Annotated in this window: 22 protein-coding genes and 1 tRNA gene; 15 read left to right on the top strand and 8 right to left on the bottom strand. The window is 36.7% G+C overall.

Annotated features, from left to right (window positions below):
- The first annotated feature begins 4 nt into the window (after positions 1-4).
- On the top strand, positions 5-1,768 hold the full coding sequence (locus MVE01_RS02875; protein WP_472560654.1) for a putative bifunctional diguanylate cyclase/phosphodiesterase: 1,764 nt from the start codon (positions 5-7) through the stop codon (positions 1,766-1,768).
- Positions 1,769-1,806: 38 nt separating this feature from the next.
- Here the strand turns inward: MVE01_RS02875 and groL are convergent, their stop codons facing one another.
- Together groL and groES are read right to left on the bottom strand one after the other, a co-directional pair.
- Positions 1,807-3,444 (bottom strand): chaperonin GroEL, encoded by a 1,638-nt coding sequence (gene groL, locus MVE01_RS02870; RefSeq protein WP_472560653.1) that lies wholly within the window; start codon positions 3,442-3,444, stop codon positions 1,807-1,809.
- 16 nt (positions 3,445-3,460) lie between these two features.
- Complete coding sequence (gene groES, locus MVE01_RS02865) at positions 3,461-3,727, bottom strand: co-chaperone GroES (RefSeq protein WP_472560652.1); 267 nt, start codon at positions 3,725-3,727, stop codon at positions 3,461-3,463.
- A 216-nt stretch (positions 3,728-3,943) separates the two neighbouring features.
- Between groES and MVE01_RS02860 the strand changes: the two genes are divergently transcribed.
- The 4 genes from MVE01_RS02860 (at position 3,944) to serS (ending at position 8,407) form a co-directional block, all read left to right on the top strand.
- A tRNA-Met gene (locus MVE01_RS02860) sits at positions 3,944-4,020 on the top strand.
- Positions 4,021-4,302: 282 nt separating this feature from the next.
- Positions 4,303-4,833: a hypothetical protein gene (locus tag MVE01_RS02855; protein WP_472560651.1), complete on the top strand. Its 531-nt coding sequence runs from the start codon at positions 4,303-4,305 to the stop codon at positions 4,831-4,833.
- A gap of 35 nt (positions 4,834-4,868) precedes the next feature.
- Entirely contained in the window at positions 4,869-7,061 is a 2,193-nt protein-coding gene (locus tag MVE01_RS02850; RefSeq protein ID WP_472560650.1) for a hypothetical protein, read from the top strand.
- Between the two features lie 101 nt (positions 7,062-7,162).
- Complete coding sequence (serS, locus tag MVE01_RS02845) at positions 7,163-8,407, top strand: serine--tRNA ligase (RefSeq protein ID WP_472560649.1); 1,245 nt, start codon at positions 7,163-7,165, stop codon at positions 8,405-8,407.
- Positions 8,408-8,502: 95 nt separating this feature from the next.
- Here serS and MVE01_RS02840 read toward each other — a convergent pair whose 3' ends face one another.
- The 6 genes from MVE01_RS02840 to hisH form a co-directional block, all read right to left on the bottom strand.
- Complete coding sequence (locus MVE01_RS02840; protein ID WP_472560648.1) at positions 8,503-10,053, bottom strand: 2-isopropylmalate synthase; 1,551 nt, start codon at positions 10,051-10,053, stop codon at positions 8,503-8,505.
- 304 nt (positions 10,054-10,357) lie between these two features.
- Positions 10,358-11,074, bottom strand: a complete 717-nt coding sequence (gene pssA, locus MVE01_RS02835; RefSeq protein ID WP_472560647.1) for a CDP-diacylglycerol--serine O-phosphatidyltransferase — start codon at positions 11,072-11,074, stop codon at positions 10,358-10,360.
- Positions 11,075-11,077: 3 nt separating this feature from the next.
- Complete coding sequence (ftsH, locus tag MVE01_RS02830) at positions 11,078-13,111, bottom strand: ATP-dependent zinc metalloprotease FtsH (protein ID WP_472560646.1); 2,034 nt, start codon at positions 13,109-13,111, stop codon at positions 11,078-11,080.
- A 140-nt stretch (positions 13,112-13,251) separates the two neighbouring features.
- Positions 13,252-14,067 carry a 50S ribosomal protein L11 methyltransferase gene (locus MVE01_RS02825; RefSeq protein ID WP_472560645.1) on the bottom strand — a complete coding sequence of 272 codons (816 nt, stop codon included), beginning with the start codon at positions 14,065-14,067 and terminating at the stop codon, positions 13,252-13,254.
- Positions 14,067-14,774 (bottom strand): 1-(5-phosphoribosyl)-5-[(5-phosphoribosylamino)methylideneamino]imidazole-4-carboxamide isomerase, encoded by a 708-nt coding sequence (hisA, locus tag MVE01_RS02820; protein ID WP_472560644.1) that lies wholly within the window; start codon positions 14,772-14,774, stop codon positions 14,067-14,069. Before hisA ends, MVE01_RS02825 begins: the two co-directional genes overlap by 1 nt.
- A gap of 86 nt (positions 14,775-14,860) precedes the next feature.
- Positions 14,861-15,490, bottom strand: coding sequence for an imidazole glycerol phosphate synthase subunit HisH (hisH, locus tag MVE01_RS02815; protein WP_472560643.1), 630 nt, complete (start codon positions 15,488-15,490; stop codon positions 14,861-14,863).
- Positions 15,491-15,613: 123 nt separating this feature from the next.
- Here hisH and MVE01_RS02810 point away from each other — a divergent pair, with 123 nt between their 5' ends.
- The 10 genes from MVE01_RS02810 (at position 15,614) to MVE01_RS02765 (ending at position 26,353) form a co-directional block, all read left to right on the top strand.
- Entirely contained in the window at positions 15,614-16,498 is an 885-nt protein-coding gene (locus MVE01_RS02810; RefSeq protein WP_472560642.1) for a lysophospholipid acyltransferase family protein, read from the top strand.
- Positions 16,495-17,391 carry an ELM1/GtrOC1 family putative glycosyltransferase gene (locus tag MVE01_RS02805; RefSeq protein WP_472560641.1) on the top strand — a complete coding sequence of 299 codons (897 nt, stop codon included), beginning with the start codon at positions 16,495-16,497 and terminating at the stop codon, positions 17,389-17,391. The genes MVE01_RS02810 and MVE01_RS02805 overlap by 4 nt, the downstream gene beginning before the upstream one ends.
- Positions 17,388-18,470: a glycosyltransferase family 4 protein gene (locus MVE01_RS02800; protein WP_472560640.1), complete on the top strand. Its 1,083-nt coding sequence runs from the start codon at positions 17,388-17,390 to the stop codon at positions 18,468-18,470. The genes MVE01_RS02805 and MVE01_RS02800 overlap by 4 nt, the downstream gene beginning before the upstream one ends.
- Positions 18,471-18,785: 315 nt before the next feature.
- On the top strand, positions 18,786-20,099 hold the full coding sequence (locus tag MVE01_RS02795; RefSeq protein ID WP_472560639.1) for a sulfatase-like hydrolase/transferase: 1,314 nt from the start codon (positions 18,786-18,788) through the stop codon (positions 20,097-20,099).
- Between the two features lies 1 nt (position 20,100).
- Positions 20,101-20,919, top strand: a complete 819-nt coding sequence (locus MVE01_RS02790; RefSeq protein WP_472560638.1) for a polysaccharide deacetylase family protein — start codon at positions 20,101-20,103, stop codon at positions 20,917-20,919.
- Positions 20,916-21,935, top strand: a complete 1,020-nt coding sequence (locus MVE01_RS02785; protein WP_472560637.1) for a glycosyltransferase — start codon at positions 20,916-20,918, stop codon at positions 21,933-21,935. The genes MVE01_RS02790 and MVE01_RS02785 overlap by 4 nt, the downstream gene beginning before the upstream one ends.
- Complete coding sequence (locus MVE01_RS02780) at positions 21,910-22,902, top strand: ELM1/GtrOC1 family putative glycosyltransferase (protein WP_472560636.1); 993 nt, start codon at positions 21,910-21,912, stop codon at positions 22,900-22,902. The genes MVE01_RS02785 and MVE01_RS02780 overlap by 26 nt, the downstream gene beginning before the upstream one ends.
- Positions 22,899-23,969 (top strand): glycosyltransferase, encoded by a 1,071-nt coding sequence (locus MVE01_RS02775; RefSeq protein WP_472560635.1) that lies wholly within the window; start codon positions 22,899-22,901, stop codon positions 23,967-23,969. Before MVE01_RS02780 ends, MVE01_RS02775 begins: the two co-directional genes overlap by 4 nt.
- Positions 23,970-25,100, top strand: a complete 1,131-nt coding sequence (locus MVE01_RS02770; protein ID WP_472560634.1) for a glycosyltransferase — start codon at positions 23,970-23,972, stop codon at positions 25,098-25,100.
- Positions 25,097-26,353 carry an O-antigen ligase family protein gene (locus tag MVE01_RS02765; protein WP_472560633.1) on the top strand — a complete coding sequence of 419 codons (1,257 nt, stop codon included), beginning with the start codon at positions 25,097-25,099 and terminating at the stop codon, positions 26,351-26,353. Before MVE01_RS02770 ends, MVE01_RS02765 begins: the two co-directional genes overlap by 4 nt.
- Positions 26,354-26,438: the final 85 nt, after the last annotated feature.

Here is a 26,438-nt window from a genome sequence, read left to right as displayed (position 1 = left end):
AAAAATGGATATGAATATCGTTGTAGGAAGTTTGATCCTCATCCTGTTTGGGATAGTGATCTTTTGGCTACAGAAAAGATATAAAGAAAAAATAAAAGCTATTGCAAAGGAATTATATTTTTTTAAAAAAGAGAAAGAGTATTATGATGAAGCCATGATGGTATTGTCTGAGAATTTTGATATTATTTTTGCGAACGGTGCAACGAAAAAACTTTTTTCTTTGGAGGAAGAGAATAAAATTCCTCTAAATGCCAATAAAATAGAATTAAAAATAGATACAAAAGATCCTAGAGATTTTTTTGAAGTCTTAAAAGAGCAGATCGCGGCACATAAAGAGAATTTTCATTTGCAAAATGTACTTTTGGTCATATCCGGAAAAATGAAACAGGTTAATATTTATGTTGATAAAAGCCAATGGAATATTGATAAAAGTATTACCTGTATTATTGATATGCAGAGGGTTATTCCTGCGGAAGCAAAAACTATAAATAAAGACGGTGGTATAGATTTTCTTACTGGGTTGCCAAGTCAGTTTGTGGCATTGACAGATATTAATACTTTAGCGATAGAGACACAAAAGAATTCAAGATCATTCACACTTTTTTTACTTGGCATAGACCATTTTACAGAATTGCAAGCCACTCTGGGACATGATTATACAAACAAGATCATAAAAAGAACAGCAAAGTATTTAACTGATAATCTAAAAGATGAGTTCAAAGTATATCGTATGGATTGTGACAAATTTCTTTTGGTAGTCAATAACGAACCCAGTGAAGACAAAGCAAGAGATATTGCCAAAAAACTGATCATTGATCTAAATTACTTTCATAAGGAAGAGAATAATATTCATTTAAGTGCATCCATAGGAGCGGTTAAATATCCCAATGACGGAGAGAATGCTGCAAAATTGGTCAACCACCTTTATATTGCATTAAATGATGCACAAAAAGAGAGTGATTCAAATATAGAGTTCTACACAACAGAGTTTCAACCTATGCATAAAGATGAAGCTAAAATAAATGAAGAGATACAAGCTGGATTAAAAAATCATGAATTTTTTCTCTATTATCAACCGATCTTTAATTTAAAAACAGAGGAGATGATAGGAGCAGAAGCCTTGCTCCGATGGAAACACCCGGAATTAGGGGTGATCACAGCCGATAAATTTTTAAATGTTGCAGAAAAAACAGGTCTTATCGTGGATATAGGAGAGTATGTTTTCAGGGAAGCCATCAAGCAACGAAAACTTTGGGATGATAATGGTTTGAAAAAATTTAAAACAACACTGAATCTTTCTCTGAAAGAGATGCATGTCGATAAACTGATCCAAAAGCTTGAAATTCTGTTTGAAGATCATTCGGTTGACCCTAGAGATTTCAATCTTGATATTAGAGAGAGTACAGCAATGTCAAACATAGAGCAAACAATGGAAGATTTTAAACGTTTTAAGGAATTGGGACTTTCCATTGCAATTGATCATTTCGGTGCGAGTGTTTCTTCCTTAAAACATTTACAGATGCTTCCCCTGTCTATGATAAAAATAGACAGATCATTGATCTTTGATATGTATTCAAATCTTGATCATCAAATTACTGTAAAGGCGATGATTGCATTGATCCACGGATTAGGCTTTGAAGTTGTTGCAGAGGGAGTTGAAACCTCAAAAGAGTCAGGATTGCTTTATGATTTTGGTTGTGATCATGCACAAGGCTATTTATTCTCTAAGCCACTACCTGCAGCTGAGTTTCAAGAGTTATTAAGATAAAGAGTAACAAGATTCCGAAGCTTAGCTCCGGAATCTTGTTACATCATACCAGGCATTCCGCCCATACCACCCATATCTGGCATAGCAGGTGCAGCAGTTGGTGCTTCTTTGATATCTGATACAGTAGCCTCTGTTGTAAGAAGCAGACTTGCAACAGAGGTAGCATTTTGAAGTGCTACTCTTTCTACTTTAAGCGGATCAATAATCCCTGCTTTAAGCATATCTACATAGTTGCCTGTTGCAGCATTAAACCCTAAATTTGCATCAGTGGAATTTGCAATTTTATCTGCAACAACACCCGCATCAAATCCGGCATTCTGAGCAATTTGCTTCATCGGTGCATACACAGCTCTCAAAATGATCTCTGCCCCTACTGCTTCATCTCCATCTAAGTCAAAATTGACAGCCTGTGATGCTTTAATAAGTGCGGCACCACCACCGATAACGATTCCCTCATCTACAGCTGCTTTAGTTGCTGAGAGTGCATCATCCACTCTGTCTTTTTTCTCTTTCATTTCAGTTTCAGTGGCTGCACCTACTTTGATAACCGCAACACCACCGGAGAGTTTTGCAAGTCTCTCCTGCAGCTTCTCTTTGTCATACTCGCTTGTAGTATTCCCGATCTGAACTTTAATCTCATTTACTCTGGATTCAACTGCGGCACTGTCACCTTTACCGTCTACGATAACTGTATTGTCTTTGTCTATGACGACTCTTGCAGCTTGACCAAGATCATTCAGTGTAGCTTTATCCAGACTTAGTCCTAACTCGTCCGTGATAACTGTTGCACCAGTCAAGATAGCAATATCTTTAAGCATCTCTTTTTTTCTGTCACCGAAACCTGGTGCTTTGACTGCTGAGATGTTCAATACACCTTTCAGTCTATTAAGTACCAGTGTTGCCAATGCTTCACCTTCAAGATCATCAGAGATGATGAGAAGTGGTCTTCCGCTTTGCTGTATTTGCTCAAGTACCGGTACCAGATCTTTCAGAGATGTGATTTTTGCATCAGTAATGAGTAAAAGAGGGTTTTCCATTTCGCAGGTCATTTTCTCTGTGTTTGTTACAAAGTACGGAGAGAGGTAGCCTCTGTCAAACTGCATACCTTCAACCACTTCAAGATCATCATTGATCCCTTTTGCCTCTTCAACAGTGATCACCCCGTCTTTACCTACTTTCTCCATTGCTTCGGCAATAAGGTTACCAATGGTCTCATCAGAGTTTGCAGAGATCGTTGCTACCTGAGCGATCTCTTTTTTGTCTTTTACTTCTTTTGAGATCTTTTTGAGTTCTTCGATGATCGCATTGGAGGCTTTATCCATACCTCTTTTTACTTCTATAGGGTTTGCACCAGCTGTGATGTTTCTAAGTCCCTCTTTGAAGATAGAGTGTGCAAGTACTGTAGCTGTAGTCGTACCGTCACCTGCTTCATCTGCTGTGTTACTGGCTACCTCTTTAACCAGTTGTGCACCCATATTCTCTAATGAGTCAGTGAGTTCGATCTCTCTTGCAACAGATACTCCATCTTTGGTGATATGTGGTGCTCCGAAACTTTTTTGAATCAGCACATTGCGACCTCTAGGTCCCATGGTTACTTTCACTGCATCTGCGAGCTTTGTAACACCTTCATAAAGTCCATTTCTTGCTGTATCTGAAAAAAATATTTCTTTTGCCATAATTATTACTCCCTATTTATTTTATAAGACCTAAGATCTCTTTGCTTAATAAGATAAGGTACTCAGACCCTTCTATCGTTATTTCCATACCGGAAAAGTCAGCAAAAACGACGGTATCACCTTCGGATATCCCAGCTTCTTTTGCTTCCGGACCTACTGCGATCACTTTCCCCTGTAAAGGTTTTTCCTTTGCTGTATCAGGGATGATAATACCTGATGCCGTTGTGTTTGTCTGTTCTTCTCTTTCAACAAGAACACGATTTGCTAATGGTATAAATGCCATATCAGCTCCTTTATTTGTATGTTATTTTTTAATGGTGATATTGTAGTCATTTTTTATAAAAATGTCAAGTAGGTTATTCTAAATTATTTAATATATATGAGTCACTATGACTAAACAATACTCTTTTAGCTAGTTTAAAAACCTTTTTTTGTAACTTTTTTAAAAAACTATTGACAATAAAGCCATCTTTAGCTAAAATTCCGTCTCTTCATTAGTGGTAAGGTAGCTCAGCTGGTTAGAGCGCTGGTCTCATAAGCCGGAGGTCGGGGGTTCAAGTCCCCCTCTTACTACCACTTTTATCATTATACAAAATCTTTAAAAAATAATTTATCCTCCAACTATGGTTTTTAGTATTAGTTTGACATTTTTTGACATTTTTATCATATAATCATGCAAAAGTTTGAGCAAAGATGAGAGATTGATATATTTTAGACGATAGGTCAAATATATTGCAATGATAAGTTATTTCTGTAATATTTTAAAATATTTAATCTTAAAAAATATAAAAATATGTTATCCTTGTGCCATAAGCATTTTTATAAATGTATAATTTAAACAAGGACAAGGAGTTTATCATGGTAAAAAAAATAGCGATTGTAGCGTTATGTGCGGTAATGGGAAGTTCACTTTATGCAAGAGATATATCAGAAGGTGAGAAGTTCATTGGTCTGGAAGTAAGTGCAACAGAAGTTCAAGGCGATACTGGGGGTATTTTTGGAGAACTTGATCATAAAGAAACTGGTGTTGAATATGGTTTGCGTGTAGGAGCACAGTTAGATGAGTGGAGAAGCATGCTACTTTTAAACTACTTTGATGAGGGGGATCAGAATACTGAAAAATTAATGGTGTCCGTTGATTATTTCTTCCTTAATTCAACAGAAGAACAGAGTTATTTCAAACCCTATTTAGGAGTGAATGCCGGATATATGAATTATGAAAGTACTGATATTGATGAAAGTGGATTTCTTTATGGTGCACAGATCGGTTTTGTAGCTGAAGTAATGGAACATATTGATGTAGATCTTGGATACAGATATTCACTGTCAAGTGCTGATAAATTTGATCATACCGGTGGCGTGGTATTTGGTATTAACTACCTTTATTAATGATGGAATAGTTGAATTCATAGAAGGAATGAAAAATGAAAAAAAATAGTATATATGCATTTATGCTTGTCATAGGTTTGATTTTGTCTGCGTGTGGTAGTAACAGTAAACCAGATGGGACAGGAGGAAGCAATACAAAAGGTACAATCACTACAACATTGCAGAATATTACTGTAGACAAAAATAGCGGCAATATAGCAGCAAATGTGAGAGTGACAAGTACGTATGAAAGCAGTGTAGTCGCTACACTTAATAGTATGGATATATCTTTAGGCGGATGTTCCCTTGTCTCGGGTTCTGTATCGGCAAATCCTGATACTGTTTCTTTGGATTCAACTACACCGAGTAAAGATGTTGTTTTGACAGGAACATTGACAGACCCGTCGTGTGTACCTACTTCATATCAGTTAAGCGGAACCAATACACTAGCAGCAGATGGACAGACTGCAACACGTTCTTTTACGACAGCTCGAGTTGATGTTAATGCAACGTCTATTATAGATGGAACCTTAAAAAGTGTCCTGACGATCATTGATCCTGCAAGTAAAAATTTGGATATTAATACATCGAATGTTGAAAAATCTGTCATTGTGCATCTCGCATTGGGTAAAACAGCACTTGCAAATGAGAAAATAAAAATCAATAATAGTGTAACTAATGGTTCCTTCTTCACTTCAACTGTAGTAACAGATGAGCAGGGGAATGCAACTTTTGCATACAGAGCACCTGATACAATCACAGATAGTAGTTTTGATGTAAAGTTTTGTATGGAGTCCGATAATGCTGTTTGCGATAGTGTAACGATTAATTTGACAACCGGTACAATAACACCACCAGATAATAATGATACACCAGATGTAGGTAATGATTTTGTAAATTATGGTATGACATTTGTAACTGCAGATGGAGGTAATACTTTAGGACTTGATGAAAGAAAACTTTATGTTGTATCTTTAATAGATAAAGATACACAAACAGTAATTCCTGCAAATCAGGTAGAGAAGATTACTATTGAATCAAATAAACCGGATGTGCTTAAATTGATTGATCCTAGTGATGCTGTAGGAGCAGCGGTAGGTAAACTTGAAATTACAGGGAAAAGTAGTATAAATCTATACTTGAAAGCAGCAAAAGAGATTTCTGGACTTTCTGATATTAAAATTACTATTAATTACAAGAACAAAAAAGGATTTGCTAGAGTATTAACAAAGACATATGCAATTACTGTATTATCAGGACCTCCCACAGCGTTGTCTATTACTGATGCCGGAACAGCATATAATCCTGATACAAAATGGTTTGAACAAAAGTTTTTAATTTCTGCATCTGACAAATATAACAACAATATAAATACATCACCTACAATATCAGTGGGTGTTATGGCAGGATATGCAAAAGATGCAAATGGAGATCGTATTATTTACGGACAAAATACTCCTGCTGTATATGCAAATGTAACAGAAAATAATCAAGTAAATTTAGATGTAGTAGGTAAAGCACCTTTTAGTGCATTTGATCCTGTAAGTTTAAAAGGAATAGATCTCAATAGAGATATTGTAGCTATCTTTGGAAATGTACGTACTTATGAGGTAAATGGGAAATGGGAAATAGATAGTATATCCAGTGCCAGTAAGTTGATCTTATCAGATACATATGAAGGAGAAAACTATACCGCACTTGGATTTGCAGTTGGACATAACTACCGTAATGATATTTGTAGTGATGAATATCTTGAATATGAAACTAAAGTTGATTCTACAGATGGTACATATAGACTTGATGCTGAAGGAAAAACGTTTGTTACAGTCAAATACCCGGCAGCCTATATGCCTGGTAAACGTGTAGGAATCCTTGTCAATCTGATAAGTGAGAATCCTGAAACAGGTAAACAGCTAAGAGGTGGAGAAGTTAAATTTGAAACATTACATAAACATAGTCCTTTTGGACTTACAGGTATTACAAAAACTATAACAAAAGGTACAACAGAAACAGTAACACTTTATGGAACAGTTGAAACTGGAACAGAGGATACATGGGTATTAATGAATTCGACTTTTAGTTGTGAAATAAAGAAAAGTAAAAATATAACTATTATTTCATTGGAAAAAAATGATCCAAATGCATGTGTACGACCTTATGTAAGATACAAAGTGACAACTTCAAATAATGGAGAAGATGGAACATTTGTCTTATCTGATTGTGAAGTTGATAAAGAGTTTAGTTTTTAAATCTAACTATTGAGAGTATACTCTCAATAGTTTTTTAAATTTGTATTTTTTTAATACTTTCTACTATAATTCCATAAATATTTCAAACTTAGGTAAATTTCATGATAGACTTAAAATATCTCCAAAACAATTTTGAAGAAGCCAGTGCCAAACTTCAGAAAAAAGGTGTAGAGAATGCTACACTTGAAAATCTTCAAACCCTTTTTACAACTTTAAAAGAAGCCAATGCCGCTTTGGAATCTGCAAAAGCAGAGCAGAACAGTATGTCAAAACTTTTTGGGCAGTATATGCGTGAAGGTAAAGATGTTACTGAGCTCAAGGTAAAAGTAGATGCAAATAAAGAAGCTATGGTACCTTTACAGGAGAAAGCAAGAGAGGCAGAAGAAGCACTTTATGAAGTGGCACTTGCTGTTCCGAATTTCCCGGATGACTCTGTGCCGGAAGGTATGGATGAAGAAGATAATGTAGAGTTAAAAAGAGTACTGGAGCCAAAAATGTTCAATTTTGAGCCTAAAGAACACTGGGCTCTGGCAGAGAAGAACGGGTGGATAGACTTTGAACGTGGTGTAAAACTTGCAAAGAGCCGTTTCTCAGTACTTCGCGGTGATGCGGCAAGGCTTGAAAGAGCGTTGATAAACTTCTTCCTTGATACCAACAGAGAAAAAGGATTTGAAGAGCTTTGTGTACCGTTTATGAACAATGCACAGATGCTTCAGGGAACAGGGCAGCTTCCCAAATTTGAAGATGATCTCTTTAAAATAGAAGGGGAGGATCTCTATCTTATCCCAACAGCAGAAGTACCACTTACCAATATGTATAATGATGAGATACTCTCTGAAAAAGAGCTGCCGGTACTGATGACAGGATATACACCGTGTTTCCGTAAAGAAGCAGGTTCAGCAGGGCGGGACACACGCGGGATGATCCGTCAACATCAGTTTGATAAAGTGGAAATGGTTGCCATTGCCCATCCTGATAGGTCTGATGAGATTTTTGAGATGATGGTTCAGAACGCCTCTGATATACTTACGGCACTAGGACTACCTCACAGAGTTGTAGAACTTTGTGGTGGTGATCTTGGTTTTTCTGCGGCAAGGACCATTGACCTTGAAGTATGGCTCCCCGGGCAAAACAGATACCGTGAGATAAGCTCTATTTCCAATACAAAGGACTTTCAGGCTAGACGTGCGAAAATACGTTTTAAAGACGGGAAGAAGAACAGACTGGTATATACACTGAACGGTTCGGCTCTGGCCGTGGGTCGTACACTTATTGCGATCATGGAGAATTATCAAAATGAAGATGGAAGTATTGAGATTCCAGAGGTATTGAGACCTTATATGTAGGGTGCTGTGCCCTCACAGCACCGATGACACCCAGTATCAAAGAAGGTGTTATTTATCCAAAGCAAAGGTGTTGTCAGGGGACAACACCCTACGCGTTACAACATGACCTTATGTGGTCTCTCTTTTAACTTTCCTTTCATGCTCAAGTAACTATTTAAAGCACCAATGTAGGCTCTGGCACTTGCCAGCATAGTGTCAATATTCAAACCATGTCCTATGATGGCAGGTTCATCATTGAAAGAAACTTTTACAGTGACATTTGCCAAGGCATCTTTGCCTTCTGAGACAGATTTGACTTTGTAGTCTTCCAGTTTTCCGTTGTATCCTGAAATGCGGTCAATGGTCTTAAATACAGCATCAATGGTACCTTCTCCAATACCTGCTTCGATGATTTCGTCATTCTCTTTTTTGATCTTCACCGCAGCAGAGGGTACACCGCCTGAGCAATCCATCAACTGTAAAGAGATCAATTCATAGACTTGTGTCGCTTTGGTCATTTCATTGGTGACTAATGCTCTTAAGTCATCATCATAGATCTCTTTTTTTCTGTCTGCCAAAATTTTAAAGCGCTCAAAAGAGCTGTTCAATGCATCATTATCCAAAGTAAAACCAAGTTTTGCCAACTTGTCTTTAAAAGCTGCACGCCCGGAGTGTTTACCCAAGACCAGCGTATCATCTTTGATCAATCCGATACTCTCCGGTGTGATGATCTCATACGTTTCTTTATTTTTTAAGACACCATCCTGATGGATACCACTTTCATGTGAAAAAGCATTCTTTCCAACAATAGCTTTATTGGGTTGAGGTTCTATCCCTGTGATAGTAGCAATAAGTCTTGATGAGGGGTAGATCTCTTTTGTATTGATGTTGGTTTTAAAATTGGTAAAAACGTCTGAACGCGTTTTAAGCGCCATCACGATCTCTTCCAAGGCAGCATTTCCTGCTCTTTCCCCCAGTCCATTAATGGTACACTCAACCTGTCTGGCACCATGTATAATAGCTTCTAAAGAGTTTGCAACACCCAAGCCCAAGTCATTGTGGTTATGTACGGAGATGATGGCTCTGCCTTTGGTGTATTCACTTATCTCTTTCACCATGGCACCTATCTCAAATGGAAGTCTGAATCCTACAGTGTCAGGTAGGTTGATCGTGCTTGCTCCTGCTTCTATAACCGCATCGGAAATTTCTTTTAAAAAGCCGATATCTGAACGTCCTGCATCTTCACAGCTAAACTCCACATCTTCTACAAAGGTGCGTGCGTATTCAACTGCCCGAACTGCACGTTTGATGACTTCGTCAGGGTTCATTTTGAGTTTGTATTCCATGTGTATTTTAGAGGTTGCAATGAAGGTGTGAATACGCTTCATATTTGCTTTGGCTATGGCTTCACCTGCTGCTTTGACATCACTGTCCATGGCACGTGCCAATGAGCATACCGTTGAGTTTTTTACACGCTGTGCGATCTTTTCTATGGCATCAAAGTCTCCTGGACTTGCTGCTGCGAATCCCGCTTCGATGATGTCTACTCCCAAACGTTCTAATTGTGCAGCGATCTGGATTTTCTCCTCAGTGTTCATGGAAGCCCCTGGACTCTGTTCGCCATCTCTTAATGTTGTGTCAAATATTTTTATTGTTTCAATACTCATTGTATTAACCTTATTGTTTATAAAAACATATCGATATATGGAAGTGGAGAGTTTGTTTCCCGCTTCCTAAAAAATTGATATGTATAAAATTATCTAATTTTACCTAAATCTTAGTTAGGTATTAGAAAAGAATGTTATGTTATATAAAAAAGTGGATAGTTAGACTATTAAAGTGTGAGCAGTAGCAGGAGAGAATTGTCTTTACTGAAAATAGTGTTTGTATGAATAATGGTTTTCATAAGGTTCTCCTGTTTAATTTTTAAGAAGTATACAGTAAATTAAAATAAATTACAAGTGATAAAAATTATCTTTTAATTTTTATCTTTCTGATCGTTAGGTTTCGCAGTGCACGGATAGGACCGTAAAGTGTATAGGCTAGTATGACAAGTGCAAAGCCTTCTGCTGAGAAGAGATAAAGCAGAGATGCTGTAAGCATGAGAAGTATCATCGTTTTAAAAACCATTGGCTTGTCCAGTTGGATCTTTTTAAATGAAGGATATCTAAAATTGCTGACCATAAGTATAGCTATGCCAAGTGCCAAAAAGAGAAGCATGATACTATAGTTTTCCAAAGTATATTTATGGAACAGCAATACCCACATAGAGATAAAGACTGCTGCTGTAGGTATGGGAAGTCCTATAAATACATTGGGGTCTGTTTTTGCTGTAGAGATGTTGAATCTGGCTAAACGAATAGCTCCGAAAATGACATAAAGTGCAGAGACCAGTATGCCAAAACGCCCATATTCATCGCCTATGAAAAAATAAAGAAGCATTGATGGAGCAATACCAAAAGAGATGATGTCAGCCAGTGAATCAAACTCGACACCAAATCGGCTTGTAGTATTGGTCATACGTGCGATCCGACCGTCAAGACCGTCAAAAACAAGTGCTAAAAGTATAAGCCATGAAGCAAGAATAAAATGTGCTTTACTTGCCTCTACAATGCTTATCACTCCTACGAAAATACTGCTTGCAGTAAAGAGATTCGGTAGGATATAGATAAGATTTGCTTTTTTCATAGGTTATTTTGGTTCTTCCTCATTATGTTCAGAAGCGTCTTCTTCATTCTTATGATCATTTTTATCTTCAGAAGCATTTTTTTCTGAATCTTTTTCTGCCTTTTCTCCAGGTACTTTATGTGCCAGACGGCTTTGCATATGATTCTCTTTCTCATATGTTTCAATGATCTGGCGTACTTTTTTACCTTCGATGACTTCAACATCCAGAAGTACAGCAGCCATATTTTCAATCGCCTGGTGATATTCATTCAGTGTTTTCTTTACAAAAGCATATCGTTCATTGAGTGTATTGCGAATATAATTGTCCATATTTTCAGCCATTTTCTCACTGTAGTCAGTACTTACTGCTCCGGCACCAAGGAAAGAATTTTGACTACGGGAAAGTACCATGAGTCCGGCAACATCAGTCATACCGTAAACAGAGATCATGTCTTTTAAAATAGCAGTGGCACGGTCAAGGTCATTTCCTGCACCGGTACTGATCTCGCCAATGAAAACGTCTTCGGCAGCACGTCCGCCAAGAAGTACATCTATTTCAGCAAGGAGTTCATGTTTTTGTTTTAGGAATCTATCCTCATCCTCCGGAAGATGCAGTGTATAGCCTAAAGCACCCAGTCCTCTAGGAATGATTGAGACTTTGGTAACCCGTGTAGCACCTTTACTTAACTCTGCCATAAGTGCATGGCCGCTTTCATGATAGGCAACAATGCGTTTTTCTGTTTCATTGATCTTACGGTTTTTCTTCTCAAGACCGACAAATGACCTCTCAATTGCTTCAAGAAGATCAGACTGTTCAATCTCTTTTTTATTGAATCTTCCGGCAAGAAGTGCAGCCTCATTAATGATATTTGCCAGATCTGCACCTGCAAGACCTGCAGTTTGTTTCGCAACGATCTCCAGATCAACATTGGAAGCCAGTTTTACATCTTTGGAGTGTACTTTTAAGATAGCCAGACGTCCATCATAATCAGGTTTATCAACAAGTACCTGTCTGTCGAAGCGTCCGGCTCTAAGCAATGCAGCATCCAGAGTTTCAGGTCTGTTGGTGGCAGCGAGTACGATAACAGGAGTATTTGTACCAAAACCGTCCATCTCTGCAAGAAGCTGGTTGAGTGTCTGCTCGCGCTCATCGTTTCCACCCATCTGTCCACCACTGGCTCTACTTTTACCGATGGCATCTATCTCATCAATGAAGATGATGGAAGGTGCTTCTTTTTTAGCTTGGGCAAAAAGGTCACGTACACGGCTTGCTCCTACTCCTACGAACATTTCAATGAAGCCTGAACCGCTTACGGAGAAGAACGGAACAGATGCTTCCCCGGCTACTGCTTTTGCCAAAAGAGTTTTACCTGTACCGGGAGGTCCAACAAGCAGCACACCTTTTGGTATTTTAGCTCCAAGCTCTATGTAGCGTTCCGGGAATTTAAGGAAATCAACGATCTCTTTGACTTCATCTTTTGCTTCTTCTACCCCCTGTACATCATCAAAGCGCGTATCGGGTTTTTCTGAGTTTATGAGTTTGTCCGCTTTTCCAGCACCTAAAATACCTCCACCCATACCTTTTGACATTTTTTTAGCAAGGAAGATCCAAATAGCGAAAAAGATAAGTATAGGAAGCAGCATACTAATCAATTCAGACATTAACCCATTTCCCATAACACCTTCATAAGAGATTTTTTTCTTTTCAAGAAGAGGAATAAGCTTCTCATCATAGGTAGGTACATTTTGTGCGACATAGCGTATTTTGTGTCCATCTTTTTCACTGATAGCCTCTATGCTTGTAGGTGTGAGTTTAACACTTTTGACATTACCATCTTCAATTTCTTTTTTAATCTCGGAATATTTGACCTGTTTCGTCAGAGATACATTTTGAGTGTTAAGCATACTGCCTAACCCTTCACCTTCCCCAACAAAAGATTTGAAGATCAGAATGATCACAATAGAAAATATTGCAAATGCAAGCAGGGGATTGTTGTTAAAAAAATTATTATTATTATTATTATCGTTCTGATTGTTTTGATTGTTTTGATTAGCCATTAATTACTATCCTTTTTATATACAAGTGTGACCCACTCTTGTGATTTATTATAACGCAAAATGAACAAAGTTCATCTTTGCTATGCTGTCGCTGAGACCACTTCAGCAGTGAGCTCATCGCACTTGTGCGATTTTACTAGTTATTTCTTATAAATAAGTGTTACCCATTCATCTTTCAGTGTTCTGTTTTCTAAGGTTAAGTCTTTAAATGACTCTTTGACCAGTTCTTCTTTTTTATCTAAGATACCTGAAAGTATTAGGTATCCATCCTCTTTCAGTGCAGATTTTAGATCTTTTGCAATAAATCGTAATACATCTGCAATGATATTTGCTATAACTACATCATAGGTGCCCTCTGCTTTATTTGCAGAACCTTCCCAAAGTTTATCATAATTCTCAACATTGAGTTTAAAGTTTTCTTTACAGCTTTCTACTGAAAGGGGATCCGTATCACAAAGTTCTATATTTGCACCCAGTTTTTTACAAGCCAGTCCCAAAATACCTGAGCCGCATCCAACATCTATGACACGATCTTTGGGTTTTACATAAATACTGATGGCCTCCAAACATGAAAAAGTAGTTGCATGGTGCCCTGAACCAAAAGCAAGCGCAGGATCAATCTTGATATTGATCAAACCCTCTTTAGGTGCATACCAGGAAGGGAAGATATAAAACCTGCCTGCTTCTATTGGTTGTATCGATTCCTGATAGGTTTTGATCCAGTCTACATTTTCTTTCTCTTTTAAAGTATAATCCATGTGGATTGTACCATTTAAAGTACCTTCTAAAGATACAAGAGCATCTTTAACAAAAGTTAAATCAGACTGGCTTCGTACTATGATCTTTCCTTTGCCCAACTCGACACCATCTCCTGCGATGTTGGCAATAAAGTCGGCAATGAACTCTTCAAAGTTGTTATCTAAAGTAATCGTTAGTTCATAATAGGTTTTATTCATTATTTTGTTGCCTTAAATGCTTCTTCTAAGTCCAAGGTACCTTCATAGAAAGCTTTACCTACAATAGTTCCATCGATCCCTGCTTCAATGAGGGCATGAATATCTGTCATATCTTTAAGTCCTCCCGAAGCAATGGTTTCAAGTCCTGAAGCTTCCTGTATAGCTTTGGTAAATGCAATGTTTACCCCTGTCATCATTCCGTCACGGCCGACATCGGTACAGATGATCGCCTGTACGCCGCAGGCAGCAAACTCATGGGCCAGCTCAGTTGCTTTCATATCCGAAGTCTCAGCCCATCCTTCCACTGCTACCATACCATCAATGGCATCAATCCCAACAACGATGGGATATTTGGCAGCCATATCTTTCACGAATTGTGCATCTTTTACAGCAATGGAACCAAGGATCAACCTGTCGATACCAAGATCAAGATACATTTTGATCGTCTCTTCATCCCTGATACCGCCGCCAAGTTCCAGCTTAAGGTTACAGTTTTTTCTTATTTTTCTGATCTGTTCCAAATTCTCAGGTTTCCCAGCAAAGGCACCGTTAAGATCAACCAGATGTACCCATTCACTTCCGAGCTCTTCAAATTTTTTGGCAACCTGCCAAGGCTCATCTGAGTATATTTTGGCTGAATCCATCAGTCCTTTGCTTAATCTTACTGCTTTACCGTCTTTTAAATCGATCGCGGGAAGTATTGTCATGTTTATTCCTTGTAGGGTGTTGTCTCCTGACAACACCGATTTAATAAAATTCATACATCAATGTGGTGTTGTAAGGGTACAACACCCTACAGTTTGCTAAAATTTTCTATAATTTTAAGTCCATTTTCATGGCTTTTTTCCGGATGTGGCTGTATGCCGTAAATATTTCCGTTCTGTACTGCACTTACGAATTCGTAACCGTAGTGTGTTTTGCCTATGGCATATTTGTCATCACATACAGCATGGTATGAGTGAACAAAATAAAGGTAGAAATCATTTGGCAAATCATTAAACAAAGGGCAGACACTTGGGTCTGCCCCTACGTTGTTTCGGAAGAGTTCATTCCAGCCCATATGAGGTACTTTAAGCGGCTGATCAAACTTACTTTCGTCAAATGCTACAACTTCTCCGGGGATAAGCCCTAAACCTTGGGTAGAACCAAATTCTTCAGAGCTGTCAAAAAGCAGTTGCATTCCCAAACAGATACCGAGCAAAGGCTTTCCGCTTGAAGCAAATGTATTAACTGCTACATCCATACCATTTGCTTTCAAATGATCCATCGCATCGCCAAATGCACCTACCCCCGGAAGGATAAGTTTATCATATTCATCCAGTTTTGCAGGATTACTCTCAAGCTGAACATCTGCACCGACTTTTTTGAAAGCATTGATGACAGAGGCAAGGTTTCCCATATTATAATCGACAATTCCTATCACGAAGATCATTCCTTTGCAGTCGTATTAGTAACCGTGATTATAGCAAATTAAATTGAAAGGTATTATATGCTCCTTTAGTCTATTTGGGTAAAATAAGGTTTTAATACAATCTATAGGTTACCAATGAGAGAAAAAGTTGAATACATACTGGTGAAACTATTGTTATGGATCGCTAAGATCGCACCAAGATCATTTATTTATGCTTTTTTTAAAGCAACAGCTCGGTTACTCTATAAATTAGACGGTAAACGACGAAATCTAACAATCCGCAATCTCTCTAATGCCTACCCTGAAAAAAGTGCAGATGAGATAAAAACACTCTCAAAAGAGGTTTATACGGAACTGTCCAAAACAGTTTCAGAGATCCTTTTGATGTTTGTAGATCGGTTTGATATTGATGGATCTATTAAAAATTTTGCAGAGGCAAAAGAAAAATTAGAATATATCTCCCAAAATAGTCCTCAAGGTGTGATCGTTATGACAGCTCACTTCTCCAACTGGGAATTAGCAGCACACTTTTTAGCCAAATACGGTTTACCTATGCTTGCCATAGGAAGAGAAGGAAACAATAAATTAATTGATCGAAATATTACAATCCCGTTTAGAAACAAGTATGGAAACCATGCAACAAGCAAAGACAATGCAATGCTTTCTATGGCAAAAGTACTAAAACGAGGGAATGCAGTTGGATTACTTATAGATCAGAAATCAGGTCATCTAAACAGTGTCAAAGTGGATTTTTTTGGTATGCCAGCAGAAACGACATTGTCCGTGGCAATGCTTAAATTAAAATTTGATCCTTTAGTCATACCTGTTTTTATTGCAAGACAGAGTGATGGAACATATGAACTTATCATTAATGACCCTATTGATTATGTAGCAGATGAGGTGGAAGATAAAGAAAAGAAACTGGAATTAATGACAGCAAAATACAATTTGGAAATAGAAGAGATGATCAGAGAATACCCGGCACAATGGTTCTGGATGCACAATAGGTGGCGATTATGAATCGTATACTTATTCTCAATGACGGACGTATGGGACATCTCAATCAATCAGTTGCATTGGCAAAGTATTTGGAAGTGCCGTATGATGTCATGGAAGTACTGCCTAAATACAGTTGGAGTAAACCACTTACATATATTTTAGATAAACTGGGATTAAAAACCAAGTTTTTGTTTCGTTCTGTGATGCTGCCTCACAATGCATATGAAATGGTTGTTGGAACAGGTTCCTTAACCTACTATATGGTTAAAGTATTTGCCAAAGAGTTAGAAGCAAAATCAGTAGTAATGATGCTTCCGCAAGGTTACAAATATGATTTTGACATTATTTTTGCCCAAATCCATGACATGTCTCCAAAGCAGGAAAATATTATAGAGATCCCTGCAAATTTTGCCTATGTTGAGCCTCAAGGGATATATAAAGCCAAAAAAAAGTCCATAGGAATCGTTATAGGCGGTAACAATAAAATATTTACAATGTCAAAAGAGAAGCTCCAGGCTCAACTTGATTTTATTATAAAGCATTATCAAGGATATGAGATCGCTGTTACAACTTCACCGAGAACATCTGAGGCGGTAGAGCAATTAGTAGAGTCATATCATTTTGGCTATGAGGTGATCTTTTCAAAGAAGAGGATCAATCCTATCCCTGATTTTTTGGAACAGTGCGAGACAGTGTTCATTACAGGAGACAGTACATCTATGATCTCGGAGGCGGTTTCCTATGGTAGAACAAATGTGATCGTATTGCCGTTGGAGAGCCAAAAAACCAATAAGTTTGAACGTTTTATAAAAAGCTTGGAAAAAGAGGGCTATTTGCATATTTATGACGGTACGGTAAAGAATCGAAATAGAAAAATAGATTTTGGAACATATCTTCAAAAGGTGAGTCTATGAAGATCGTACAATTATTACCGGAGCTGAATGAAGGTGGTGTAGAACGCGGTACTATGGAGCTGAGCCGAGAGTTGCTAAAAATGGGACATGAGAGCATAGTTATTAGTGCAGGAGGGAAACTTACAAGGCAGATAGAAGCAGATGGCGGGAAGCATATTACTTTGGATATTTGTTCTAAAAATCCGTTCACCGCTTTTTCTAGAATGATCAAACTGCGTAAACTGCTTAAAGAGTGCAATCCGGATATTTTACATGCAAGAAGTCGTGTACCTGCCTGGCTGACCTATTGGGCAAACAAGAAGCTGCAACTGCCTTTTGTAACAACGGTACACGGGTTTAACAGTGTAAGTGCCTACAGTGCTGTTATGACCAAAGGTGACAGCGTGATCTGTGTAAGCAGTGCGATCAAGTCTTATATTCAAGAGCATTATCATACAGATGAAAAAAAGGTCACTGTGATCCCAAGAGGCATTGATCTTGAAAAATTCAACCCTGAGAATGTAAATCATGATTTTATAGATGCCTTCATACAAAAATATCATCTAAATGATAAAACTATTGTCACTTCAGTAGGCAGGATCACCCAGTTAAAAGACCTGGAGACATTCATTCATGCTGTTGCCCTAGCCAAAGATACAATACCTAATGTCATAGGTCTGGTCGTAGGTGGAGTACGTGAAGACAAGCAAAATTATTTTGAATCTCTCAAAACATTGGTAAAAGAATTGAATATAGAAGAGCATATTATTTTTACAGGAAGCCAGAGCCAAGTAGCAGAGATCTATGCCCTGAGTGATGTGGTGGTCAGCAGTTCTAAAAAACCTGAAAGTTTCGGTAGGAGTGTAGCAGAAGCAATTGCCATGAATACACCGGTAGTTGCTACAGAACATGGTGGAGTTTTAGATATTATTAGAAAAGGTGAAAATGGTTATTTCTATACCGTTGGTTCAAGTCAGGAACTGGCTCGGAAAATAGAGGATGCCAAAAGACTTCAGTTTGACGGTTATATGTATATTGATCATAATTTTTCATTAAAACAAATGGTTGGAAAGATAGTGGATGTATACAAAAGCATATAAAAAACAGGTTATAATACACAAATTTTTTAGGAGTACTTCTTGGATAGACAAGTAAAATATACACTGGGAAAACATTTATTATTTTCTATGATTTTAACCCTGGTTTTGCTTTTACCAGATATTGTGTATTCCATGTATGAAAGTCATTTTGTTGTGTCTTCAGGAAAAACATGGAGGGGAGTATTTGCGATTTTTGTAGTAAGTGCTTTGATTTTAACTATGCGCTCTTTGAGAGTTAAGATGATCTTTTTTATCTTTTTTACATTTTTGTCTTTTATTGAACTTGTGCATTATGCATTTTTTCATGGGCTATTGATGCATTATGAGATTATGTTTTTCTTTACACAGTTTTTTGAAGTGAAGGAGAGTGTAGAAGGTGTTTCTCAATATATGATATTACCAGTAGTCCTTTGGGCAATGCAGGTTGTGATCGGATATTGGATAATCGTTAAAAGTGACAACAAAGTGATTAAGGTGAAATATACAGCTATTTTACTGGTGTTGTTATTGTTATTGCTTCCTTATTCTGCCTATAAACGACATAACATTTCAAGCATGATGCCAAATAACCATACTATATCTATTGTGAATGCACTAAACAGTATCTCCCTGTTTATAGGTAAAGAGATACCGAAATATCTCTTGAAAAGTAAAAAGATAAAGCTTTTTAAACCCTATATCATTCAAAATTTGGATGAAAAACTACCACAAAATATTATTGTTATTATGGGGGAAAGTCTTGGTAGTAAGCATATGCATCTATTTGGTGCAAAGGTAGAGGATACTCCACATCTAGATAGATTAAAAAAAGATGAAAATTTTATCTATAGGAAAGGATATGCTTCAGGTGTTGATACTTTAACAGCGGTACCTACATTTTTCTTATTGAAAAGAGAGCCTGAGAATGTCGCTTTACTTGGAAACAATGCTACAAACTTGTTGCATCTTGCCAAAAGTAAGGGATATAATGTTTATTACCTGACAACACAGAAACTTAATATTATGGCACCTTATGTCAGTGATGCGGATGTAGTGAAGCGTTTTATTGGTAAAGATGAGGCATTGGTCAAAGCATTGGATACGATAGATTTTTCAAAAAAGAATTTTATTATTCTGCATCAACGAAATTCCCATTCACCGTATGAAGATTCCACCCCGAAGGCATTTTATAAATATCCTTTTGAAACCAAAGATTTCCATACGCATATGCTTTATAGCTACTATAATTCAATTCTCTATACAGATTACATTATTAATCAGATAGTCAATAGAATAAAAAAAATGCCTAACAGTGTGATGTTTATGACGTCTGATCATGCAGAGATGATGGGGCTTCCAGAAGAAGAAGGGCGATACGGGCATGCATTTTTAAGCAAAGAAGTGGCAAAAGTTCCCATACTTATATATTCTAACGGTATTGATGAAACCCTTCAACACAAATATGCTGATGAAGGATGTTTTAATCATTATACATTAGGTAAATTGGTAGCTAATACCTTGGGGTATAAGGTTGAAAATCCCAATGATGATAGTAACTATTATATTCAGGGTACATCTATTGACGGAGGTAACGGATTTATTGAATATAATAAAACAGAATGCGCATCATTGAATAATATAAAAGAGTAGCATGTCAATATCTATTATTATCACAATTTTATTAGTCATTTTATATTATTCCTATCGTTATGCATGGTGGGGGAAACCTGTAACTTACCAGTATCCCCGTATCTTGATGTATCATATGATCAAAGAACATACGGGAGGCAAGTTCAAAGGGTTGAGAGTCTCTCCCCGAATGTTTGAAAAACAGATCAAATATTTAGTTGAGAACGGCTGGCATTTTTTTACAATGAGTGAATTGATTGTTCAAAAGGATCACTTGCCTAAACGTTCTGTAGCCATTACCTTTGATGATGGTTATGAAGACAATTATATCCATGCATTGCCTATCCTGAAAAAGTATGGTGCCAAAGCGACGGTTTATCTGGTTGTAGATAGACATAACAGGGAGTGGTCAAGCAAACGTAAAGCTAAAAATAGCAGTGGTGAATTGATGAGAGAACCCAAGCTTACGGATGATCAGATCAAAGAGATGATTCAAAGTGAGTTGATAGAAATAGGCTCCCATACATTGACGCATGATAATCTTGTACAATTGGATGATGAGAGGAAGGAGAGTGAGATCAGGGAATCAAAAGAGAAGATTGAGGAGAGTTTCAATGTTGAGTGTGAGTCATTCTGTTATCCTTTTGGGCTCTATAAGAAGGACGATTGGAAACTCGTACGAGATGCGGGATACAGTAATGCTACTACCACAAATATTGGCATTGATAATATAAAAGTTGCCAATCCCTATTTACTCAAGCGTATTACGGTTAGTGGGAAAGATAATTTTCTAGCTTTTCTTCTTAAGTTGCGTACAGGCAAAAGAGGAGTAAAAAAATGAAAATTGTTCAGGTTATGGCGGGTAATGAAGAGGGGGGACTTGAAAAACATTTTGAGGAACTGTGTAATGCTTTGGCTCAAGAAGAAGAGTTACATGTGATCGCTCATGAAAAATATCGTGAACGTTTTGATGAAAAAGTATTTTTCCATTCTCTTGATCTTTCCAAAGGACGGAAAAACCCGTTTATTCTATTCAGGTTATGGAGAATGGTTAGGGACATTAATCCTGATATCCTACATGCACATGCGAGTAAAGCGGCTGATATTGTGGCAAGTATTTCAAAATGGATTCAATCGTCTATTGAAACTGTAGTGACAGTGCATAGTAAAAAGAAAAAAATCAAAAATTATGAAAAGTTCGATTATATCATAGGTGTTTCAAAAGCAGTGCTTGCACCCATAAACCATAGACATAAACATGTCATTTATAATGGTGTTGACTTTCCAAAGCAACATAGTATGTCCGGGACAGGGATAAACCATTCAAAATTCACTATATGTGCAATAGGGAGATTGGTTGAAGTCAAAAATTTCGCTCTTCTGCTTGATGCGATTAAAGACATTGATGTTGAATTGGTATTGATTGGCGAAGGAGAGCAGGAGATTACTTTGCGGAAGCAAGCAAAAGGATTAGGAATTGAAGAAAAGGTAATATTTACTGGATATAGGAGTGATGCACTTGATTTATTGGCACAAAGTGATCTTCTTGTCATCACATCACATAAAGAGGGCTTCTCGTATGTAATGGCAGAAGCATTATTGCTTCAAAAACCAGTAATCAGTACAGATGTAGCTGATATGAGTGAGATATTGCCTGAAGGGTATGTGTTGGAAAAAGCCAAAAGTGAGGATTTGAAAGATAAAATAGTTTATGTTAAAAAACATTATACGGATGTGCTAAAAAACTTTGAGAAATGTTTTGAATTTGCAAAAGAAGAGTTCATATATGAAAAAATGTATGAGAAATTAATATTATTATATGGAGAAATGCTTGAAGAGAGTCTTAGTTCTAAGTGATGGGAAACCAGGACACTACAATCAGAGTCTTGCTGTAGCTGAAGCGATCAAGGAGATTGAAGAGGTTGAAGTACGTTATGTTGAAGTAAAGGTAAAAAAGTTTAGCAAATACCTTTTGCGTATGCTGCTAAACAGTTTATTGGGAAAATGGATACTTACACATATGTTTCGACCGGAAAATATCTCTTGGTTTTATGAAGAGATTGACCTTTCCGAGCATCCTGAAGTTGTCATCTCTTCAGGGAAAGACACTTCTCTTTTGAATGCTTTGATCGGACTATGGTTTGGTGCAACTACACTCTTCATAGGAAACCCCAAAAAACTTGATAATAAACTATTTACAAAAGTATTGACAGTACTTGATCTTGGTTTTAATAACCAGATAGTGCTTGATGTGGCACCGACATTGCCCTACACTGGTAATCCTGAGGATTTCTGTATCAAGTATGGACTTGATCCAAATGTCTCTTACCATACACTGCTGATAGGTGGAGATGGTTCCGGGTACCATTATACTGAAGAAGAGATAGACCATCTTATTGCTTTTGTTAATGCTACGGCTGCTAAAACAAATTGGCTGATAACAACTTCCCGTAGAACACCTGAAATTTTTGAAGAGAAGATGCAGGAGCAGATGAAGAGTGAAATGTTCATTGCTTATCACAAAAAACCATTAAAGACAGTAGGGGTATTTCTTACACTGAGTCAACAGGTTTATGTAACAGAAGAGAGTGCTTCGATGGTCAGTGAGGCGGTGTCATCAGGGAAAGCTGTAGTCACATTAGTGCCAAAGCAGGCAGAGCCTGAAAATGATTATCAAAAAATTTTGGAAAAGTTTGAAGAGGGAAAGTGTATTATGAGATCTAAAATAGAGGAGTTATCCGATCTGAAAGATTATCCTCCTTCTGTAACATCTTCAGTTAAATATATGCAAAAATTAGCAGATCAATTAAAAGGATGTTTATGAAAAGAATTGGTATTGTTGTCACGAATTTGGCAGGAAGCGGGGCTGAAAAGGTTGCTTTGGCACAAGCAAAATTATTTGAAGATAACAATTTTTCTGTTGTATTATTTATTTTGGATAATGTAAAAAAGTACAAAACTTCTGAATATAATTTTCCAATCATACCATTATCAAAAGGGAAAGATGTATATAAAATTTTGGGTAAAGCAGGAGATCGTATCTACGCAAAAATTTTAAAGTCAAAAATGGAAAAAATTGGAAAATTCGATTTGATCATTTCTAATTTGCCAAGAGCAGATAGGGTTGTAAAATACTTGGATCATGAAAATAAGTATTTTGTTATTCATATGTCTTATAAAACAGAACTTGAAAAGTTTACAAAAAAAAGGGCAAAGAAAAAATTGCAAGTATATCAATGGCTATATAAAAATGAAAAGCTTATTACTGTAGCAAAGTCTATTATCCCAGAACTTGATGTACTAAATATAGATTATCTTGAGGCAAAAACAATTTATAATCCTTTTGATTTTGAATCTATTGTAGAAAAAGGAAAGGAAGTGCTTGATATGGCTGAGCCGTATATGATAGCTCCATCAGCATTTAGAAGACAAAAACGTTATGATATATTGTTTGAAGCACTCAGGCAAACAAAAACTCAAGTCAAATTAATTATTTTAGCTGCAAAAACGAAAGAAGCTCAAGCGATGATACAGGCTTACGGGCTTGAAAATAGAGTGGAAATTTTAGGTTTTCAGCAAAATCCCTATAAATATATGAAACATGCAAAACTACTTGTTCTCTCTTCAGAACGGGAAGGTTTACCGACAGTGATGATAGAATCTCTTATTTTGGGAACACCTGTTGTTTCCACAGATTGCCCTACTGGACCAAAAGAAATATTGGTTGGAGCACTTTCACATTGGCTTGTTCCTGTAAATGATTCAGCAGCATTGGCAAAAAAGATAGATGAGGCTTTAGAAAGCAGTATAGAAATTGATATGAATGAACTTGAACGATTTAGTAAAGTATCGATCTTTGAACAGTATGTAAAATTACTGAAGGAACAGTAGATGTTACATCAAGTCCAAATACCTCAACGCATAGGGTTTGTAATTTTTAATCTGACAGGTGGCGGGGCGGAACGGGTAGTGCTTAATCTCGCAAATATGTTTCAGAAAAGAGGTATAGATATACACATAATTCTTTTGGAAGATACAGTTTCGTATTCTATTGAATCGTTCACTATTCACACGCTTGGAAAAAAGCGAAAAAAAAGTAAGATCTTTAGAAAAAAATGGGTTCAAATATTGGCAAATACCCTAAAAAGAACAATTGACGATATCGAATCAGATGGTATGGCATTTGATGCTATTTTTTCCAACCTTCCTGCTGCAGATGAAGTGGTTTCGTTTGCTAATTTGAATCATCAGGTTTTCTATGTGATGCATACGGCATATTCTTTTGAAATAGAAGAGATGCGAAAACGTAAAGCATACCTCCGGGCATATAGAAAAGGTAGATATTATAAAAAACTCTATAGAAACAAGGCACTGATCTCTGTTTCAATGGGTGTTGCAAAAGATATAGAACTGTTGGGTATTCACTATGCTTCCAATAGTGTTATTTATAATCCGTTTGATTTTGATTTGATTAAAGAGGAGGGGGAAAAGAAAGTATTTGATATTCCAGAAGAACCTTATATCCTTGTAGCAGCAGCATTTCGGAAAGAGAAACGTATAGATATTGCACTTGAGGCATACAAAAAAGTGCCGGAGGCACCAAAATTAAAAATTTTATCAAAAAAAAATCCTGCCTTACTTTTGTTAATAGAAAAAATGGGGCTTAGCGATAGGGTTGAAGTGCTTGATTTTCAAAAAAATCCTTATCCTTTTATGAAGCATGCGAAATTGCTGGTTCTCTCTTCCGAAAGAGAAGGTCTTTCTATGGTTTTGCTAGAATCACTTATTCTTCATACGCCGGTTGTCAGTACCGATTGCATCTCTGGACCCAATGAAATCATGAGAGGTGAATTGAAACAATATTTGGCTAAAGTAAATGATAGTGAGGATCTTTCTGAAAAAATAGCTATGGCATTAAAATGCTATCCTGAAATTGATGATCAAATGTTTGTTCAGTTTAGAGAAGACAGAATATATCACGAATATTGTAAAATAGTAAAACAGTGCAAAGATAAAATATGATTGAGGTATTTAAAATAAAAATAAATATGAATCAATGGATCAACTATATGTTGGTTATATTGGCTTTTGCATTTCCTCTAAGTGCGAAAAAAGCAGAAATCATTATGCTTTTATTGGATATTTTATGGATTATTGAAGGAAATTGGCAATATAAGTTTTTAAAATTGAAACGATTCAAGCCTTTTTGGTATTATTTTGCCTTTGTACTACTAATAGGATTTTCATTGATATGGAGTGATACTCTTTATGGAGGGTTTGTAAAACATTATCCTCAAAATGGTGTGCTTGCCTATGTTCAGATGTATCTGCTCTATTTTATGCTTGTACCGGTTATGATTACCTCTATACAAAGGAAGTATATCAAGGTAATACTTTCAGCCTTTCTTTTAGCAATGTTTATTAGCGAAATTGCATCATGGGGACTTTTTTTAGGTCTTATAGATATTAAGGGAAGATTAACACATGACCCTTCCCCTTTTATGCACCACAGTCTTTATTCTATTTTTCTTGCTGTTACAATTTTTATTTTGATAACAGAATTCTCAAAGATCAAACAGATAGGATTAAAAATACTTATGGCGCTATTTGTGATAAGTGCTTTGACCAATCTCTTTTTAAATGGAGGAAGGCTTGGTCAGTTGGCTTTTTTTGTAGCACTTATAGTTTATTTTATCAAGCATTTTGGTATTGGGTTTAAAAGTATCGTACTAGGTATGGTTTCTATAATAAGCATCTTTTTATTGGCTTATTATTCCAGCCCCATTTTTCATACACGAGCCAATTTGTCTATGCAATCATTACAGCATATAGCACAAGGAGATTTTCATTCATCCTGGGGTGCTCGGGTGTATGCTTTAATTGTAGCGAAAGATATTGTTTTGGAGCATCCTTTGTTTGGGGTTGGAATAGCAGATGCAAAAAAAGCCTATATGAAGCAAACAGAATCCTATTCTCAGGGTAAAATGGTCAGGGGGTTTTGGCATATGCATAACCAATATATGCAAATATTACTTGAAACTGGTATGATTGGATTAATGATATTTTTGTTATTTATTTATCAGATGCTAAAGCTTCCTCTGGCAGATGATATGCATATATTATTTGTCTCTTTTATAACTGTCTATTTGGTTGGGTTTATAGGTGAACCTCTTTTTTGGAATCGCCAACCATTTTTACTGTTTAATTTCATGATAGGATTATTTTTACTCTTCTCTGAGAATTGGCAAATGGATAAAAAGAGTGCTAAAGTATGAAAAACATCTTTTATAATTTTACACTTCTGCCTGTAAATCTGCAAAATCCTTAGGGAATATTTAACAATAGAAGACTTAAAGAGAT

The organism is Sulfurovum sp. (assembly GCA_026990595.1).
Taxonomy (GTDB): Bacteria; Campylobacterota; Campylobacteria; order Campylobacterales; family Sulfurovaceae; genus Sulfurovum.
Note: the sequence above shows the minus strand (reverse complement) of the source record. Positions and strands in the feature narration are given on the sequence as shown.